A 15,708-nucleotide genomic window follows, 5' to 3' on the forward strand; every position below is an offset into this window, starting at 1 on the left:
GCGGATCCGCACTTCCTCCGCGGATCCGCAGTTCTCGGGCGACACGCCGCTCCGAGGCGTCCGGTAGCGGCGTGTCGCCGAGTTCGTGCGGATCCGCGAATGGCTGAGCGGAGCTACCCGCCGCTGCCGGAGGCGCTGAAGGTCCCGGTCTACGACGACCACACCCACATCGACCCGTTCTCCGGGCCGGGCTGGTTCGGCGACGACGGGGGCGAGCCGCTCGACTGGCGCGAGCAGCTCGACCGCGCCTCCGTCGCCGGGGTGAAGGGCGTCGTGCAGGTCGGCACCGACGTCGAGTCGAGCCGCTGGTCCGCCGAGCACGCGGCGATCGACCCGCGGATGCTCGCCGCGGTCGCGATCCACCCGAACGACGCCGCGGTGCTGGAGGCGGAGGGCGGCCTCGACGACGCGCTCGCGGTCATCGACGAGCTCGCCGCGCAGCCGCGCGTGCGCGCCGTCGGGGAGACGGGGCTCGACTTCTACCGGACCGGGGAGGACGGCCGCGCCGCCCAGTTCCGCTCCTTCGAGGCGCACATCGACATCGCGAAGCGGCACGGCGCCGCGCTGCAGATCCACGACCGCGACGCGCACGTCGAGGTCGTCGACACCCTGCTGCGCGTCGGCGCGCCCGACCGCACCGTCTTCCACTGCTTCTCCGGCGACGCGGGCCTCGCCCGGCTCGCGTCGGCGCACGGCTGGTACCTCTCCTTCGCCGGCACGGTGACGTTCAAGAACGCGGAGGGGCTGCGCGAGGCGCTGCGCGTCACCCCGCGCGACCGCCTGCTCGTCGAGACCGACGCGCCCTGGCTCGCGCCGGCGCCGGTCCGCGGCCGGCCCAACGCGCCCTACCTGGTGCCGCACACCCTCCGCTTCATGGCGCAGGTGCTCGAGACCGACCCGTCGATGCTCGCCGCCCAGATCGCGAGCAACACGGAGGCGGTCTACGGCAGCTGGACCGACGACGCCCCCGAGCGCTGGGGCCGCTGACCCCCACTCCGCATATTGCTCACGCTTCTGGACGCCGGATCGGCGATCGCGCGTCCAGAAGCGTGAGCGAAGTGGGCCGTCAGGGGGTGGCGGGGACCGGGTGCTCCGCCGCGTATGCGCGGATGCGCCGCATCTGCCCCCTGATCAGGACGACGGCCGTCAGTGCCGTGGCGAGCGTCAGCGCCGCGCAGACGAGCAGGAAGCCGGCCAGGCCGCTGTCCGAGCCGACGGCGTTCGCAGCGAGCACCAGCGGAAGCACCGCGTTCGTCAGCTGTGACAACGTCTGGAGGCGGAGCCAATCGGGCGCCACCGCGGCGTAGCGCGCCGCGCGGTCCGCGTCCTCCGGCGAGAGCTCCTCCGGCTTCCCCCGCACCGCGCGACCGATCCGACGCGAGCTCGTCCACTCCTCGCCGATCACCTCGCGCACGCGTCGGCCGACGGCGAGCGAGCCGAACGACGCGGCGAGCGACGCTCCGAGGCCCGTGAAGAGGAGGACGAAGGCGCCGAGACGCCAGTCGAGGTCGCCCCCCGCGAGCCCGAGACCGAGGACCGTCACGAGCAGGATGCCGAAGGCGAGCCCGATCGCCGCGCCGATGCCCGCGCGTCGCCACGCGGTGCGGATCGCCGCTCGCACGCCGTCGAGGTCCGTCCGCACCACGAGGCGCGGCTCGCGCCGCCGCGCCGCCCGGCCGAGCAGCACGGCGAACGGGTCGCACGACAGCGCGAGCGCCAGGACGCCGAGACCGGCGGGCAGCGCGGACGGGAGCGCCACGAGCACGAGTGCGAAGCCGACCGCCGCGGCCAGCTGCACCGCCGCGAGGACGGAGAGGCAGACGCGGAGCCGCCGTCGCGCGTCGCCCTCCCACGCCCAGTAGCTGACGAAGACGCCGGCGAGCAACGGCGGGACGACGAGGAGCGCGAGGGCGGACGAACCGGCGGCGAGCAGCCCCTGCGGCGCGTCGGCGAGCGCGAGGACGACCCCGCCGAGCGCCACGACGACGAGCGGCGGCAGGGTGAGGGCGAAGCGGAGCAGCGCGGGCATCGGAACTCCTGATCAGGTGCTGGAACGGTAGTGCCTGCAGAAGGCGTGCGGCGGCGCGGCCCCCTCGAACCGGGGGCGGCGCGTCGGCGGCCGATGGCCGACCATGGGCACGACTGCTCGGGGGGAGCGCTCGTGTCCGGAGGTCCGCTGCGGCGGGGCGCGCTCGCCGCGCTCGCGGCCGTGCTGCTCGTCGGCGGCTCGACGCTCGCCGCAGCGCCCGCGTCCGCGGCGCCGCGCACGTGCGCCGCGACGCCGTTCCGCAGCGATCCGGCGAAGCACGTCTGGTACCGCATCCCGGCGGTCGTGCGGACGACCGCGGGGACCCTGCTCGCCTTCGCCGAGCGCCGCGACTCGATGGCGCCGTCGAGCGACACCGGCGACACGGACGTGGTCGTCGCGCGCTCCACCGACCGCGGCTGCACGTGGAGCGCGCCCCGCGTGGTCGCGGCGAACGGCACCGACACGGTCGGCAACCCGGCGCCCGTCGTCGACCGGGACACGGGTGAGGTGCTGCTGCTCACCGTCGACCGGCCGCGGGGCGGCACGAGCTACCACGGCCTGCACCTCCAGCGCTCGAGCGACGACGGCCGCACCTTCACGCCCTACGACCGGGCAGGGAAGGACCTCTTCCGGCTGCCCGGCTGGGCCGGCGGGCTCACCGGCCCGGGCCACGCCCTGCAGCTGGCCTCCGGGCCGCACTCCGGCCGCATCGTCGTGCCGATCGGGTACGAGCGGGACGGCCGCGCCGGCGCCTACGCGATCGTCAGCGACGACCACGGGGCGACCTGGTCGACGGGCTTCGACTCCCAGGGCGCCGACCACCGGCAGGAGGGCACGGTCGCCGAGCTGCCCGACGGGCGCCTCTGGATCAGCTACCACGAGCAGAGCGCCTCGATCCCGGTCGGGAGAGGCCGCATCGCCGCGCTCTCGAGCGACGGCGGCGCGACGCTCAGCACCCCGTTCACGCGTCTCGGCCTCCCGACCGTGTCGGTGCAGGCGAGCTCGCTGGTGCTGACGGGGAAGCACGCCGGGCTCCTGCTCGTCTCGAGCCCCGGCACCCCGGACCCGTCCGTGCGCCGCGTGATGACGATCTTCACGTCGCGGACGGCGGTGCCCGGCGCCTCCTGGACCCGCTACCCGGTCGCGCTCGACGACACCCCCGCCTCCTACTCCGACCTCGTGCAGCTCGACGACGAGACCGTCGGGATCCTCTACGAGACCGGGCGGCGGTCGTGGCACGAGGGCATCGCCTTCCGCACCGTGCCCGTCGCCGCGCTCACCGCGGGCCGGGCGACCGCGTCGAAGGCCGCGCTCGCGCTCCCGAAGCACGCGAGGGCCGGGCGGACGCTCGTCGTGACGGCCCGCGCGATCGTGCCCGGCACCTCCTCTCCGGCGGGCAGCCTCACCGTCCGCGTCACGGGGAAGCACTGGACGCGCACGACCACGCTGCGCATCATCCACGGCGGGGGCGGGAAGCGCGTCGCCTCCTTCGCGCGGGTGCCGAAGGGGCGGTACACCGTGTCGGTCGTCTACTCCGGCAGCCCGCGGATCCGCGCGGCGACCGCGAAGGCGGCGCTGCGGGTCCGCTAGCCTCCCGATCGTGATCCGGCGCCCCGTCCAGTGGCGGCGCAACGCCGTCATCGCCGTCGTGCTGGCGCTGCTGATCCTCGTGCTGCAGCTCGTCGCCGGGAACCCGTTCCTCATCGCGCTGCTCTCGGCCGTCGTCGCGGTCGTCGTGGCGCTCGGCGTCCTCGCCGTCGCGGACCGCTTCTCGCGCCGCTGACGCCGTTCGCGGATCCGCAGGAACGTCCCGACACGCCGCTGTCGGCGGGGCCCTGAGCGGCGCGTCGCGTCGGAACTGCGGATCCGCGCAAGAAGTGCGGATCCGCGAAGCGGGTCAGGGCGTGATGCGCTCGGGGTGGGCGTAGATCGTGAAGGAGCGGCCGCGGCTGAACCCGATCAGGGTGATGCCCGCCTCCTCCGCGAGCTCGACGGCGAGGGAGGAAGGCGCGCTCACCGCGGCGAGCACCGGGATCCCGGCCATCCGCGCCTTCTGCACCAGCTCGAACGAGGCGCGGCCCGAAACCTGCAGGATCGACCGGGACAGCGGCAGGCGCCCCTCCGTCAGCGCGCGCCCCACGACCTTGTCGACCGCGTTGTGCCGGCCGACGTCCTCGCGCAGCGTCACGAGCGCGCCGTCCGGGTCGAACAGGCCGGCCGCGTGCACGCCGCCGGTCGCGTCGAACAGGTCCTGGCCGGCGCGCAGCCGGTCCGGCAGGGCGGCGACCAGCCCCTCCGGCACGGTCAGGCCGACCGGCAGGATCGGGAACGCGGAAGCGGTGCGCACGGCGTCGATGGAGGCCAGCCCGCAGACCCCGCAGGCGCTCGTCGTGTAGAGCGTCCTCGCCCGCTCCGCCGCCGCCGCGACGCCCCGCCCGGTCACCGTCGCGTCGACGACGTTGAACGTCGGCTCGCCGTCCAGGCCGATCCCCGACACCGTCCGCATCGCCGGCAGGTCGTCCGCCGCAGCGACGACGCCCTCCGACACGAGGAAGCCGGCGACCAGGTCGAAGTCGTCCCCGGGCGTCCGCATGGTGACGCTGAACCGGCCGCCGTTCACCCGGATCTCGAGCGGCTCCTCGAGCGCGACGACGTCCTCCCGGTGCCGCCGCCCCTCGGGGATGCGAACAGCCTGCACACGGCGCCGCGCGATCAGCCTCATGCGGCGATGATCGCACCGGCCGTCCGGGAGGCCCGACGTAGCATCGCACCCGGGAGGCGGTCATGGGCGACGACACCACCGCGCGAGCGGAGCAGAACATCGACGACTCGGGCCTGCGGGTCACGAAGCCGCGCACGCACGCGACCGGGTGGCCCGCGATCGGCCACTCGCTGCAGATCGGCGAGGAGCAGATGGGCGCGGTCCGCACCGGCCGCACGCTCCTCGAGATCAACCAGGTGCACGGCTACGACTGCATGAGCTGCGCGTGGCCGGACCCGGAGCCCTCCCGCCGCTCGCCCGCCGAGTTCTGCGAGAGCGGCGCGAAGGCGGTCGCCGAGGAGGCGACGAAGCGGCGCGTGACGCCCGCGTTCTTCGCCGCGCACCCGGTGGCGGAGCTGGAGACGTGGGACGACTTCGCGCTCGGGCAGCAGGGCCGCATCACCGAGCCGGTGCTGCTCGAGCCCGGCGACGACCACTACCGGCCGGTGAGCTGGGACCGCGCCTTCGACGTGATCAAGGAGGAGATCGACCGGCTCGCGTCGCCCGACGAGGCCGTCTTCTACACCTCCGGCCGCACGAGCAACGAGGCCGCCTTCGTCTACCAGCTGTTCGTCCGCTCGCTCGGCACGAACAACCTGCCGGACTGCTCGAACATGTGCCACGAGTCGACGACCCGGGCGCTCACGCAGACGATCGGCATCGGCAAGGCGTCCGTGTCGATCGACGACATCGAGCACGCCGACCTGATCCTCATCGCCGGCCAGAACCCCGGCACGAACGCGCCGCGCATGCTGACGCGCCTCGAGAACGCGAAGAAGAACGGCGGGAGGATCGTCGCCGTCAACCCGCTGCGGGAGGCGGGGCTGCTCCACTTCGACAACCCGCAGTCGGTGCGCGGGCTCGTCTTCCGCGGCCGGCAGCTCGCGGACGAGTTCCTCCAGATCCGCCTCGGCGGCGACCAGGCGCTGTTCCAGGCGCTCGGCAAGGTGCTGCTCGAGCTCGAGGCCGAACGCGGAGGCGGGGTGCTCGACCAGGACTTCATCGCGCACTACACGGAGGGCTTCGAGGGCTGGCGCGACCAGGTCTCCGGCCTGTCGTGGGCGGAGATCGAGACCGCGAGCGGGCTCACCGAGCAGCAGATCCGCACCGTCGCGACGATGATCGCGGACGCGAGGAGCGTCATCTTCGCGTGGGCGATGGGGCTCACGCAGCAGACGAACGCGGTCGCCACGATCCGCGACCTCACGAGCGTGCTGCTCGCGACGGGCAACGTCGGGCGGCCGGGCGCCGGTCTCCTCCCGGTCCGCGGGCACTCGAACGTGCAGGGCGACCGGACGATGGGCATCTGGGAGCAGATGCCGAAGCCGTTCCACGACCGGCTCGACGCGGAGTTCGGCTTCGCGTCGCCCCGCGAGAAGGGCTTGGACACGGTCGAGGCGCTGGAGGCGATGCACGCCGGCCGGGTCAAGGTCTTCATGGGCCTCGGCGGCAACTTCGCGAAGGCGACCCCGGACACGAAGGCGACCGAGGCGGTGATGCGGACGCTCGACCTCACGGTCCACGTGTCGACGAAGCTGAACCGCTCGCACGTCGTGCACGGGAAGCGGGCGCTGATCCTGCCGTGCCTCGGGCGCACCGAGATCGACATCCAGGCGTCGGGCCCGCAGCGCGTCAGCGTGGAGGACACGGTGAGCGCCGTGCACGGCTCCGCCGGCGAGCTGCAGCCCGCCTCCCCGGCCCTGCGCAGCGAGGTCGCGATCGTCTGCGGCATCGCCGAGCGCGTCCTCGCCGGGCGGCCGAACGCGGCAGCGGCGGACTGGCGGGCGATGCGGGACGACTACCGCGTCATCCGGCAGCACATCTCGCACGTCGTGCCGGGGTTCGAGGCGTACGAGGAGAAGCTCGACGTGCCGGGCGGCTTCGTGCTGCCCCACGCCGCGCGCGACAACCGGCACTTCGCGACGAACACGGACGGCGGCAAGGACGCCCGCGCGCAGTTCACCGTGAACGCGCTCGAGTACCCGCGGATCCCCGAGGGACGGCTGCTGCTCCAGACGATCCGCAGCCACGACCAGTTCAACACGACGATCTACGGCAAGGACGACCGGTACCGCGGCATCCACGGCGCGCGGAAGGTCGCGCTCGTGAACCCGGAGGACCTCGCCGAGCGCGGGCTCGTGGAGGGCGACCTCGTCGACCTCGTCAGCGAGTGGACGGACGGCGTCGAGCGGCGCGCGGAGGGGTGGCGGGTCGTGCCCTACAACACGCCCCGCGGCAACGCCGCCGCCTACTACCCCGAGGCGAACGTGCTCATGCCGCTCGGCTCGACGGCGAAGGAGAGCAACACCCCGGTCGCGAAGGCGATCGTGATCCGCCTCGAGCGCGCGGCGGTCCCCGTCCCCGCCTGATCCGTTTTGAAGGAGTTCTCGTGCCGCGCGCGCGAGAACTCCTTCAAAACGGAAGCGGGAGGACCGGGGTCGGGGCGCCTGCCGGGACGCCCTCCGGCGGGACGACGGCGAGCACCGCGGAGGCGGCGAGCCCGCGCAGCATGTTCGGCCGCACGCCGGGCGCGGGCAGGAGGCCCGCCTCGCCGATCGCGCACGGCACGAGCGACTCCCCGCCCGGCCAGCCGGCCAGCGCGACCGCGGCGGGCATCAAGGGGAGCGGTGCCGGGGTCGCGCCGGTCAGGGCGTCGACGAGCGGCGGGAGGAACGACAGCAGCGCGGACACGGCGGCGAGCGGGTTGCCGGGCAGCCCGAGCAGCGGCCGGCAGTCGGGCAGGCGGGTCAGCAGCGCGGGGTGACCGGGCCGCATCGCCACGCCGTCGAACACCGGCTCGGCGCCCTCGAGGGCTTCGCGCAGCCGGTCGACGCGGCTCCGTCCGGTGCCGCCGACCGTGACGACCACGTCCGCCTGCGCCAGCCCCTGGACCGCCGCGCGGATCGCGATCGGGTCGTCGCCCACACGCGCCGGCGGCAGCGCCGTGGCGCCGAGCCCCGCGACCGCGAGCGGGAGGAGGGGGTCGAACGCGTCCCGGACCCGCCCCGGCGCGGGCAGGCCGGCGGTGACGACCTCGTCGCCGGTCAGCACGAGGCCGAGGGTCGGCCGGGCGCGCGCGACGACCGCGTCGAGACCCGCGATCGCGAGCACGGCGACGTGCGCGGGGGAGAGGCGCGCGCCCGCGGCGACGAGCTCGGTCCCGGCCGGCGCCTCCTCGCCCGCCCGGCGCACGTGCGCGCCGGGCTCCGGCGGGTGAGCGTCGAGCAGGCCCTCCACGAGGGTCCCGCGCTCGACCGGGACGACGGCGCTCGCGCCGAGCGGCAGCGCGCCGCCGGTGACGACGGCCCGCGCCTGCCCCGGCACGAGCACCTCCTCCTCCGTCGTCCGCCACGGCGGGGGACCCGCGACGGCCCAGCCGTCCATGGCGGCGGAGTCGTAGTGCGGCATGGGGCGGGGTGCCGTCGCCGGCTCGGCGAGGACGGCGCCGACGGCCTCCGCGAGCGGGAGGGTGCGCGGTGCGGCGGGCGACCAGGCGGCCGCGGCGGCGCGGGCGTCGGACCAGGAGCGGCTCCCGGTCATCCCTCCACCGCGGTGCGGGCGCGCTCGATCGCGGCGGTGACGGCCGCCGCCGAGCCGCCGGCCAGGCCCGCCGCGTAGCCCGCCAGGAAGGTGGTGAGGGGCGCCGCGGGACGCACGACCGCGTGCGCGGCCTCGCCGGCGAGGCCCAGGATCGCGTCCCGGTCCGCGGGCACGTCCTCGAGACCGAGCGCCTGGACGAGCGTGGCCCACCAGGTCGTCAGGGCGGCATCGACGTCGTCGCTCATCGCGTCTCCTCCCCGGGCAGGGACACCCCCGCCCGTCGCGCGTCGGCCACGGTATCCACGTCGAGTTCGAGGCCCGCCGGGAGCCGCACCGGCGCGAGGTCGAGCCCTCCGACCAGTGCGCGGAGCGGGCGGTCCGCGGGGTAGTCGAGGGCGGTCGCCGCGGCCCGCAGCGCCGCTCCCCGGTACCGGCCGAGCAGCCACTGCCGCCGCCCGTCCGCGTCCACGACCACGGCGCCGTCGGGGCCGAGCGGGGCGGCGAGCAGCAGCGGCAGCGCCTCGGGCAGCCGCGGGAGGTCGACCGCGAGCAGCAGCACCTCCTCGACCGGCGGCAGCGCCCCGAGCCCGGCGACGACCGCGGCGGCCGGGCCGGAGCCGGGCGGGTCCTCCCGCGCCACCCGGACCCCGGGCAGCCCCCGGGGCGGGCCCACGACGACGACGTCGACCCCGGCTCCCGCGAGCGCCGCGAGCGCGCGGTCGAGCAGCGCCACGCCGTCGAGCCGCAGCGCCGCCTTGTCGACCCCGCCCAGCCGGGACCCCGCGCCGCCCGCGAGCAGCACCGCCCCGGCGCGCGCGGTCACCACTTCTCGTGGATCGCTGCCCGGAAGAACTCGTCGTAGATCGCGCGGACGCCCGACTCGAACGCGTCGCCGAGCGGCGGGAGGAGGCCGGCGGCCGCGTTCGACTCGGCCTGAGCGACGGAGCGCGCGCCGGGGATGACCGTGGTCACGCCGGGCAGCTGCGCGACCCAGGCGATCGCGGCCTGCGCGGGCGTGGTCCCCTCCGGCGCGTGCTCCGCGACGAGCGCCGAGAACCGACGGGCCGCCGCGACGCCCTGCTCGAAGTCGACGCCGGAGAACGTCTCGCCCTGATCGAACGCCTCGCCGTGGCGGTTGTAGCTCCGGTGGTCGTTCTCGGCGAAGGTCGTCGACTCGTCGTAGCGGCCGGAGAGCAGCCCGGAGGCGAGCGGCACCCGGGCGAGGATGCCCACGCCCGCCTCCTGCGCCGCCGGGAGCACCTCGTCGATCGGCTTCAGCCGGAACGCGTTGAGGATGATCTGCACGCTCGCGACGTGCGGCCGGGCGATCGCGGCGAGCGCCTGCGCGGTCTCCTCGACCGAGACGCCGTAGGCCGCGATCGCGCCCTCCGCCACGAGGGTGTCGAGCGCGTCGTACACGGCGTCGTCGTGGAACACGGCGGTGGGCGGGCAGTGCAGCTGCACCAGGTCGAGCACGTCCTGGCCCAGGTTGCGGCGCGACCGGTCGGTCCACGCGCGGAAGTTGTCGAGCACGTAGTTCTCGGACACCTGGTCGACGCGGCGGCCCATCTTCGTCGCCACCGTCACGCCCGCCCCCGGGTTCGCGGCGAGCCAGGAGCCGATGATCCGCTCGCTGCGCCCGTCGCCGTAGACGTCCGCGGTGTCGAACAGGGTCACGCCCTCGGCGGCGGAGGCGTCGAGCACCGCGCGGGCGTCGTCCTCCGACACGTCGCCCCAGTCGGCGCCCAGCTGCCAGGTGCCGAGCCCGACCGCGGAGACGGTGCGGCCAGTGCGGCCGAGGGTGCGGGTGGGCATCAGTGCGTCGTCGAGCATGCGGACGATTCTGCCGGGCGGCGGCTGCGCGCCGCCGGGGCTTGAACGACCGGCGAACAGCCCGCGGCGGGCGGGTGCGGCGCTGGCGACCGCGAGCCGGGAGGAGGACCGTGGAGGCATGCGATCCCGCGTGCTCCTCGCCCCGCTCATCGTCCTCGCCGCCGCCGCCGCCGCCGCCGCGATCGCGGCGCCGGCCGTCGCCGCACCCGCGCACCGCGCCCCCGCCCGGCACGTCGCCTTCTCCTACCTCGGGGAGACGGAGCTGCCGCACGCGCTGCAGGTCGACGGCACGACCGTCGGCGGCCTCTCCGGCATCAGCTGGGACGCGCGGACCGGCCGGTACCTGATCATCAGCGACGACCGGTCGCAGACGGATCCGGCCCGCTTCTACACCGCCTCGATCGCCGCGAGGCCCGGCGCGGTGTCGGTGCGGCTGCGGAGCACCGAGCCGCTGCGGCAGCCGGACGGCTCCGTCTTCCCGCCGACCTCGGCCGACGGCTCGGTCGTCGCCCCGGACCCGGAGGGCATCGCGGTCGACCCGCGCTCGCGCCGCTTCGCCTGGTCGAGCGAGGGGGAGCGGAAGCCCGCGCCGCTCACGCTCGGCGACCCCGCCGTGCGCCTCGCCGACCCGGACGGCCGCACCCGGCGCGTGCTGCCGCTCGCGCCGCAGCTGCACATGAACGCGCAGGAGGTCGGGCCGCGGCAGAACCAGACGCTCGAGGGCCTGTCGTACACGCCGAAGGGCGACGCCCTCTGGGCCGCGATGGAGGACCCGCTGGTCCAGGACGGCGAGGACCCGACCGCGACGCACGGGGCGCGCGTCCGCTTCACCGAGCACTCGGGGCAGGGCCTTCCGATCGCGCAGTACGCCTACCCGCTCGAGCCGCTGTTCGAGCCGGGCGGGGCGACCGCGACGAACGGCGTCAGCGACATCGCCGCGCTCGGCGGCGGCCGCTTCCTCGTGATCGAGCGCGCCTTCACGACGAAGAACAAGATCCGCGTCTACGAGGCCGACGCGACCCGCGCGACCGACGTGCTCGCCCGCGACGCGCTCGGCAGCGCGCCCCTCACGCCGATGCGGAAGCGGCTCGCCGTCGACCTCGACGCGGTCCGCGGGCTGCCGCGGGTCGACAACGTCGAGGGGATCGCGGTCGGCCCGCGCCTGCCCGACGGCCGCCGCCTGGTCGTGCTCGTCTCCGACGACAACTTCTCGACGAGCCAGGTCACCCAGGTCATCGCCTTCGCCGCCTCCGGGATCTGAGCGGTCCGGATCGGCCCCGGGGAGGCGGGAGTAGCGTCCCGAGCGTGAGCAAGGACGCCCCCGCCTCCCTCCGCGACGCGCTGCGCGTGCCGCCCGGCCCCCTCAGCGTGTCCGGGTTCGACACCGGTGCGAAGCCGCTGATGCCCACGACCAAGCGGCTCGAGCACGACCTCGCCCAGATGGCGGACCTGCAGGAGCGGCTCTGGGCGGAGTCGACCGGCGGCGGGCAGCGGCGCGTGCTGCTCGTGCTGCAGGGCATGGACACCGCGGGCAAGGGCGGCGTCGTCACGCACGCCGTCGGCGTCTTCGGCCCGATCGGGGTCGAGTACACGGCGTTCAAGAAGCCGACGGAGGAGGAGCGCGCGCACGACTTCCTCTGGCGCATCCGCAAGCGCCTGCCCGGCCCCGGCATGATCGGCGTCTTCGACCGCAGCCACTACGAGGACGTGCTCGTCGTCCGCGTGCACGACCTCGTCCCGAAGTCGGAGTGGGAGACCCGCTACGACGCGATCAACGCGTTCGAGCAGGAGCTCGTCGACGGCGGCACCACCGTGCTGAAGGTCTTCCTCCACGTGTCGTACGACGTGCAGCGGGAGCGCCTGCTGCGCCGGCTCGCGCGCCCCGACAAGCACTGGAAGTTCAACCCGGCGGACATCGACGAGCGGGCCCGCTGGGACGACTACCGCGCCGCGTACGACGCGGTGCTCGAGCGGACGAACACGGACGCGGCGCCCTGGTACGTCGTGCCGGCCGACCACAAGACGTATCGGAACTGGGCGGTCGCCGAGCTGCTCCGGGAGACGCTCGCCGAGCTCGACCCCCGCTACCCGCAGCCGGACCTCGACGTCGCGACCCTCCGCGCCCGCCTCGCCCCGCCCCACTGAGCGCGGGCGTCGAGCCTCACCGCTCGAACGTCGTCACCGCGTAGCCCGAGACGCCCTGCGTCGCGATCTCGAGCACGAGCGGGCGGGCGCCGTCCGGGATCCGCAGCGACCGGCCGTCGAAGCCGCCGCAGCGCCCGGCGTCCTCGGCGAGGGCGCGCCCGTCGGCGGCGCGGACCGTCCATCGGTACCGGCCCTCCGACGCCGCGCAGGTCGGCACGACGAGCAGCGCGGTCGCTCCGTCCGACGGCGAGATCCGCAGCCGGCGCGGACCCGTCAGCTGCACGTAGCTGCGCCCGGTGGGGGAGTCGGACCACTCGGCGGGCAGCTGCCCGGGGTAGAAGCGGAAGTAGTCCTGCGCCGACCAGGTGCCGTTGCTCGCGAGGATGCGAGCGCGCAGCTCCCCGCCGGGCTCCGTCGCCGCCGGAGCGGGCCGCTCGGGCGCCGTTGCGGGACGGAGGGCCGCCACCGCGGCGCCGCCCAGGAGGGCGCCGACCAGCAGCGCCGCGACGCCGACGACGGCCGTCGCGCCCCGGCGCCGCCGCTGCGACGGCACGTGCGGCGCGACCGGCAGGGGCCCGTCCGGCCCGCCCGGACTGTGCGGGCCGCCCGGGCCGCTCGGCTCGAGGGCCGCGAGCCGCGCCAGGTCCTCCGGCGTCGCGTCCCGCCGGTAGGCGGCCTCGCGGGCGGCCCGCAGCCGCCCGTCCCGCGTCTCCGTCACCCCGCCCGCCGTCCGCGGCGTCCGCACCGCGGCCCCATCGTCGCACCGGCCCGCTCGACGTCCGGGGCTGGGCGATCCGGGGCCAGGAGACGCGGAGGCGCGCCCGCGTACTTTGTCGACGACGGCAACGAAGTCGGAAGGACGTGGGTCATGGAGTACCGGTACCTCGGGAACAGCGGATTCAAGATCTCGGAGATCACCTACGGCAACTGGGTGACCGCCGCGAGCCAGGTCGAGAACGAGCGGGCGATCGCGAGCGTGCACGCCGCCCTCGACGCCGGCATCTCGACGTTCGACACCGCGGACGTCTACGCCAACACCGGCGCGGAGACGGTCCTCGGCGAGGCGCTGAAGGGCACGCGCCGCCAGTCGATCGAGATCTTCACGAAGGTCTTCGGCCCGACCGGCCCGAAGGGGCACAACGACGTCGGCCTCTCGCGCAAGCACATCCTCGAGTCGATCGACGGATCGCTCCAGCGGCTCGGCACGGACTACGTCGACCTCTACCAGGCGCACCGGTTCGACCACTTCACGCCGCTCGAGGAGACGATGCAGGCGTTCGCCGACCTCGTCCGGCAGGGCAAGGTGCTCTACGTCGGCGTCTCCGAGTGGACCGCGGACCAGCTGCGCCAGGGGGCGGCGCTCGCGAAGCAGCTCGGCTTCCAGCTCATCTCGAACCAGCCCGAGTACTCGGCGCTGTGGCGCGTCATCGAGGGCGAGGTCGTGCCGGCCTCGGAGGAGCTCGGCATCAGCCAGGTGGTCTGGTCGCCGATCGCGCAGGGCGTGCTGACCGGCAAGTACAAGCCGGGCCAGCCGCACCCCGAGGGCAGCCGCGCGACCGACGAGAAGGGCGGCGCGAACTTCATCAAGCGCTGGCTGCAGGACGACGTGCTCCAGCGCGTGCAGGACCTGAAGCCGGTCGCGGACGAGCTCGACCTGTCGCTCGCCCAGCTCGCGGTCGCGTGGGTGCTGCAGAACGACAACGTCGCCACGGCGATCATCGGCGCCTCCCGTCCGGAGCAGGTGACGGAGAACGCGAAGGCCGCCGGCGTCGTGATCCCGGCCGAGCTCATGGCCCGCATCGACGAGGTGCTCGGCGACGCGATCGAGCGCGACACCTCCATCACGGCGACGCGCTCGCCGCAGCAGCGCGAGGCCTGACCCCGCTTCGTCCGTTTTGAAGGAGTTCGTTGCCGACCGTGCGGAGAACTCCTTCAAAACGGAAGGGCGGGTCAGGACAGCGGCGCGTAGACGTTGACGAGCACGCCGTCCGGGTCGCGGAGGAGCAGCGAGCGGTTGCCCCACGGCATGTCCGCGGGCGCCATCGCGACCTCGGCGGACGACCGCATCCGCTCGTGGACCGCGTCGACCGCGGCCGGGCCCTCCTCCTGGAACTCCACGAGCACGCCGTCGTGCGCGGCCGCGAACCCGGCGACGGGCACCGTGCTCGGGTGCCCGATCGCGAGCGAGCCGGTCGGCGAGCGGAACACGGCGAAGACCGGCGCGGGCCGGTCCGCGGCGCGGCCGAGCAGGCGCTCGTAGAAGGCGACCGACCGGTCGACGTCGGCGGTGATGATCCGGGCGGATGCGAGCTGCACGGGGACTCCTTCGGATGACGGCGGCCCTCGTGACCGCCGAGCGGCACGGTAGGAGCGATACCGGTCGACCTCCGCCCGGTATCGGTGAGAACCTGCTCGCGTGCCCCGGCCCACCGCCCGCGTCCTCGCCCTGCTCGAGCTGCTCCAGTCGGGCGGGGTCCGCACCGCGCGGCAGCTCGCGGACCGGCTGGGCGTCGACGAGCGCACGGTGCGGCGCTACGTCGAGCACCTCCTGGAGCTCGAGGTGCCGGTGGAGACCCTCCGCGGGCGGTTCGGCGGGTACCGCATCGGATCGGGCTACCGCGTGCCGCCGCTGATGCTCACCGACGAGGAGGCCGTCGCCGTCGTGCTCGGCCTGGCGGCGTCCGCCCGCAGCGGCCCCTCCGCGGCGGTGCGCACGGCTGCGGAGACCGCCTCCGCCAAGGTGCGCCGCGTGCTGCCCGCGCCGGTCGCGGAGCAGGTCGCGGGCCTCCTCGACGTGCGCACGAGCGCACCGGAGCCGCGCCCGTCCGCGACGCCCGCCGACCGGATCACGGTCGCCAGCGCTGCCGCCGCCGAGCGCCGACCCCTCCTCGTCCGGCACCGGCGGGGCGAGGAGGTCTCCGAGCGGCACGTGCAGCCGTGGGGCGTCGTGGAGCACGGCGGCCGCTGGTACCTGGTCGGCCCGGACTCGGCGTCGGGGGAGGTGCGCACGTTCCGGCTCGACCGCGTGGAGCACCTCGAGCCGCTCGACGGCGGGTTCACGGTGCCGGACGGCTTCGACCCGGTGCGCGAGGTGCTGGCCTCGATCGCGAGCGCGCCCCGCGACCACGCCGTCCGGGTCCTCGTGCGCGCGAGCGAGGACCGGATCCGGCGGCACCTCCCGGCCGCGGTGGCGCGGCTCCGGCCGGTCCCCGCCGGCGAGGCGGGGAAGGAGGGCTGGGTCCGCGTGCGCCTCGAGGCGCGCAGCCTCGACTGGGTCGCCGGCGTCCTCGCCGCGCTCGACGCGCCGTTCCGCGTCGAGCAGCCCGAGCCGCTCCGGCGGGAGGTGCGGGCGCTCGCCGAGCGCCTGCTCGAGCGGACCGCCTGACGCGCCCGAGCCCTA

Annotated in this window: 16 protein-coding genes; 8 read left to right on the top strand and 8 right to left on the bottom strand. The window is 75.2% G+C overall.

Features of this window, described 5'->3' with window-relative positions; genetic code table 11:
* The first annotated feature begins 99 nt into the window (after positions 1–99).
* Positions 100–987: a TatD family hydrolase gene (locus D1781_RS04680; RefSeq protein ID WP_119481069.1), complete on the top strand. Its 888-nt coding sequence runs from the start codon at positions 100–102 to the stop codon at positions 985–987.
* A 79-nt stretch (positions 988–1,066) separates the two neighbouring features.
* On the opposite strand, the gene D1781_RS04685 is transcribed toward D1781_RS04680, so the two are convergent.
* Positions 1,067–2,029, bottom strand: coding sequence for a hypothetical protein (locus D1781_RS04685; RefSeq protein WP_119481070.1), 963 nt, complete (start codon positions 2,027–2,029; stop codon positions 1,067–1,069).
* Between the two features lie 132 nt (positions 2,030–2,161).
* Here D1781_RS04685 and D1781_RS04690 point away from each other — a divergent pair, with 132 nt between their 5' ends.
* The gene (locus D1781_RS04690; RefSeq protein ID WP_158589999.1) at positions 2,162–3,619 is read left to right on the top strand and encodes a sialidase family protein; all 1,458 of its coding nucleotides are present in this window, start codon (positions 2,162–2,164) and stop codon (positions 3,617–3,619) included.
* A 10-nt stretch (positions 3,620–3,629) separates the two neighbouring features.
* The gene (locus D1781_RS04695; protein WP_119481072.1) at positions 3,630–3,812 is read left to right on the top strand and encodes a hypothetical protein; all 183 of its coding nucleotides are present in this window, start codon (positions 3,630–3,632) and stop codon (positions 3,810–3,812) included.
* Between the two features lie 114 nt (positions 3,813–3,926).
* On the opposite strand, the gene fdhD is transcribed toward D1781_RS04695, so the two are convergent.
* A complete protein-coding gene (gene fdhD / locus D1781_RS04700) occupies positions 3,927–4,751 on the bottom strand; it encodes a formate dehydrogenase accessory sulfurtransferase FdhD (protein ID WP_119481073.1) in 825 nt (274 codons plus the stop codon).
* 62 nt (positions 4,752–4,813) lie between these two features.
* Here fdhD and D1781_RS04705 point away from each other — a divergent pair, with 62 nt between their 5' ends.
* Positions 4,814–7,159: an FdhF/YdeP family oxidoreductase gene (locus tag D1781_RS04705; RefSeq protein ID WP_119481074.1), complete on the top strand. Its 2,346-nt coding sequence runs from the start codon at positions 4,814–4,816 to the stop codon at positions 7,157–7,159.
* A gap of 43 nt (positions 7,160–7,202) precedes the next feature.
* On the opposite strand, the gene D1781_RS04710 is transcribed toward D1781_RS04705, so the two are convergent.
* Genes D1781_RS04710 through D1781_RS04725 form a run of 4 tightly spaced genes read right to left on the bottom strand, consistent with a single transcriptional unit; the run spans position 7,203 to position 10,145 of the window.
* Positions 7,203–8,330, bottom strand: a complete 1,128-nt coding sequence (locus D1781_RS04710; protein WP_119481075.1) for a molybdopterin molybdotransferase MoeA — start codon at positions 8,328–8,330, stop codon at positions 7,203–7,205.
* Positions 8,327–8,575: a DUF6457 domain-containing protein gene (locus D1781_RS04715; RefSeq protein ID WP_119481076.1), complete on the bottom strand. Its 249-nt coding sequence runs from the start codon at positions 8,573–8,575 to the stop codon at positions 8,327–8,329. Before D1781_RS04715 ends, D1781_RS04710 begins: the two co-directional genes overlap by 4 nt.
* Positions 8,572–9,153 (bottom strand): NTP transferase domain-containing protein, encoded by a 582-nt coding sequence (locus D1781_RS04720; protein WP_199706387.1) that lies wholly within the window; start codon positions 9,151–9,153, stop codon positions 8,572–8,574. Before D1781_RS04720 ends, D1781_RS04715 begins: the two co-directional genes overlap by 4 nt.
* Positions 9,150–10,145, bottom strand: a complete 996-nt coding sequence (locus D1781_RS04725) for an aldo/keto reductase (protein WP_119481739.1) — start codon at positions 10,143–10,145, stop codon at positions 9,150–9,152. The genes D1781_RS04720 and D1781_RS04725 overlap by 4 nt, the downstream gene beginning before the upstream one ends.
* 136 nt (positions 10,146–10,281) lie before the next feature.
* On the opposite strand from D1781_RS04725, the gene D1781_RS04730 reads away from it, so the two are divergent.
* Complete coding sequence (locus D1781_RS04730; protein WP_119481078.1) at positions 10,282–11,424, top strand: esterase-like activity of phytase family protein; 1,143 nt, start codon at positions 10,282–10,284, stop codon at positions 11,422–11,424.
* 44 nt (positions 11,425–11,468) lie between these two features.
* The gene (locus D1781_RS04735) at positions 11,469–12,308 is read left to right on the top strand and encodes a PPK2 family polyphosphate kinase (protein ID WP_233550994.1); all 840 of its coding nucleotides are present in this window, start codon (positions 11,469–11,471) and stop codon (positions 12,306–12,308) included.
* 16 nt (positions 12,309–12,324) lie between these two features.
* Here D1781_RS04735 and D1781_RS04740 read toward each other — a convergent pair whose 3' ends face one another.
* A complete protein-coding gene (locus D1781_RS04740) occupies positions 12,325–13,026 on the bottom strand; it encodes a hypothetical protein (RefSeq protein ID WP_147392039.1) in 702 nt (233 codons plus the stop codon).
* 150 nt (positions 13,027–13,176) lie between these two features.
* Here D1781_RS04740 and D1781_RS04745 point away from each other — a divergent pair, with 150 nt between their 5' ends.
* A complete protein-coding gene (locus tag D1781_RS04745) occupies positions 13,177–14,187 on the top strand; it encodes an aldo/keto reductase family protein (protein WP_119481080.1) in 1,011 nt (336 codons plus the stop codon).
* A 71-nt stretch (positions 14,188–14,258) separates the two neighbouring features.
* On the opposite strand, the gene D1781_RS04750 is transcribed toward D1781_RS04745, so the two are convergent.
* Positions 14,259–14,624: a VOC family protein gene (locus tag D1781_RS04750; RefSeq protein WP_119481081.1), complete on the bottom strand. Its 366-nt coding sequence runs from the start codon at positions 14,622–14,624 to the stop codon at positions 14,259–14,261.
* Positions 14,625–14,724: 100 nt separating this feature from the next.
* Here D1781_RS04750 and D1781_RS04755 point away from each other — a divergent pair, with 100 nt between their 5' ends.
* A complete protein-coding gene (locus D1781_RS04755) occupies positions 14,725–15,693 on the top strand; it encodes a helix-turn-helix transcriptional regulator (RefSeq protein ID WP_119481082.1) in 969 nt (322 codons plus the stop codon).
* Positions 15,694–15,708 lie beyond the last annotated feature (15 nt).

The organism is Amnibacterium setariae, from assembly GCF_003581425.1.
Taxonomy (GTDB): domain Bacteria; phylum Actinomycetota; class Actinomycetes; order Actinomycetales; family Microbacteriaceae; genus Amnibacterium; species Amnibacterium setariae.

Excerpts from the sequence above, each read along its gene's own strand:
- D1781_RS04730 (WP_119481078.1), top strand. The coding sequence starts at position 10,282 with ATGCGATCCCGCGTGCTCCTCGCCCCGCTCATCGTCCTCGCCGCCGCC.
- D1781_RS04745 (WP_119481080.1), top strand. The coding sequence starts at position 13,177 with ATGGAGTACCGGTACCTCGGGAACAGCGGATTCAAGATCTCGGAGATC.
- D1781_RS04680 (WP_119481069.1), top strand. The coding sequence starts at position 100 with ATGGCTGAGCGGAGCTACCCGCCGCTGCCGGAGGCGCTGAAGGTCCCG.
- D1781_RS04710 (WP_119481075.1), bottom strand. The coding sequence starts at position 8,330 with ATGACCGGGAGCCGCTCCTGGTCCGACGCCCGCGCCGCCGCGGCCGCC.
- D1781_RS04715 (WP_119481076.1), bottom strand. The coding sequence starts at position 8,575 with ATGAGCGACGACGTCGATGCCGCCCTGACGACCTGGTGGGCCACGCTC.
- D1781_RS04705 (WP_119481074.1), top strand. The coding sequence starts at position 4,814 with ATGGGCGACGACACCACCGCGCGAGCGGAGCAGAACATCGACGACTCG.
- fdhD (WP_119481073.1), bottom strand. The coding sequence starts at position 4,751 with ATGAGGCTGATCGCGCGGCGCCGTGTGCAGGCTGTTCGCATCCCCGAG.
- D1781_RS04685 (WP_119481070.1), bottom strand. The coding sequence starts at position 2,029 with ATGCCCGCGCTGCTCCGCTTCGCCCTCACCCTGCCGCCGCTCGTCGTC.
- D1781_RS04725 (WP_119481739.1), bottom strand. The coding sequence starts at position 10,145 with ATGCCCACCCGCACCCTCGGCCGCACTGGCCGCACCGTCTCCGCGGTC.